We start from the raw sequence: 1,492 nt of genomic DNA on the forward strand, positions 1-1,492 counted from the left end.
TCGTTGATTCTCTGGAGCCTCCACGATGCTCGGCCGCAAGGAACGCGATCAGCTTGAACTTTACATGTGCGGCTCGCTTCGGGATCTGGTCCCTGACGATCACGTATTGGTCAAGGTCGATCGAGTTCTCGACCTCTCCTGGCTACACGAGGAGGTGGCTGAGCTTTATGCGGTGGGCTTCGGCCGACCCGGCATCGACCCGGAAGTAGCAGTCCGGCTGATGCTTGCAGGCTTTCTTCTCGGGATCGTCCATGACCGTCGGCTGATGCGCGAGGCTCAGGTAAACCTCGCAATTCGCTGGTTTATCGGCTTCGGTCTGCACGAAGCTCTCCCGGACCATTCGTCGTTGACCCGTATCCGTCAGCGCTGGGGTGCAGAACGTTTCCGAACTATCTTTGAGCGGACGGTAAAGGTCTGCGTAGCGGCCAAAGTCGCCAAAGGTGAGATCGTTCATGTCGACGCCTCACTCATCCGGGCTGACGTCAGTTGGGAAAGTCTTGCGGTCCGCCATATAGATGCGGTCACCGACGCCAACGAAGCCGCTGAGAGCGAACGAAAAAGCCGCAAAACAGGCAAATACAAGAAAGTCTGCGTTACCGACCCTGACGCATCCATGGCGACCAACGGGCGTAATCGGAGACTGGAGCCGGCCTACAAGCAACATGCCGTGGTGGACGATGCTTGCGGCGTAATTTTAGATGTGGAGGTCACCACAGGCGAGATTAATGAGGGACAAGTCATACTCGGTCGTCTCGACGCGGTCGCCGCGATTACCGGCACGACAATCAAGACGGCAACGGCCGACGCCGGCTACGCGTATGCTAAGGTGTTCGCAGGAATGGAGCAACGCGCGATCGAAGCGGTTATTCCGGCAAAGGCGGAGCCAATCCGTAGCCCTGTGCCTATGCGCCGCTTTCGTTATGACGCCAAGCACGACATCCTTAAATGTCCGCGTGGCAAGATGCTGAAGGCGGGCCGTGCCGTTAAACATGGGCGCTTCTTTACATCTCGCGCGGCCGACTGCCGGCACTGCGATCTGGCGCGACTTTGCCTTTCCAATGGCCGTGTAAGGCGGTAGTGCTCGGCGATGACTATCCGGCACTCCTGCGAGCTCGTCGCCGAAGAGAACGATGGTCGGACGAGGACCGAGCTTTGTATCAGCGTCACCGCTGGCGCTCAGAGGGATATCACGGCGAAGCGAAGACTTGGCACGGGCTATCGAGAGCGATCCGGCGCGGCCTCATAAATATGAAAATCCAAGCCTATCTGACGGCCGCGGCAGTCAACTTGAAACGACTGGCGAGTGCCTTTCTGTGCAATTTTGCTGTTCGTGTACAGCCAAGAAGCTACCAGTTCAGCCCGACATCCCTTCAGGCAAAGGAAAGTTTTTGCAGTCGGCTTGTCGGTGGCTTCCGCATAACTCCGCCGACGATTGGTTCTTCAACAGCCCCCGGGTCCACTTCATGCGCAATGCTCTGGCGCATGCCGGCAA

The 1,492-nt window shown here is 58.0% G+C and carries 1 pseudogene; it reads left to right on the plus strand.

Features of this window, described 5'->3' with window-relative positions:
* Positions 1-25: 25 nt before the first annotated feature.
* Positions 26-1,420 (plus strand): annotated as a pseudogene (locus ILFOPFJJ_RS27890) (transposase).
* The last annotated feature ends 72 nt before the right edge of the window (positions 1,421-1,492 follow it).

This window comes from Sinorhizobium psoraleae, assembly GCF_013283645.1.
GTDB classification, from domain to species: Bacteria; Pseudomonadota; Alphaproteobacteria; order Rhizobiales; family Rhizobiaceae; genus Sinorhizobium; species Sinorhizobium psoraleae.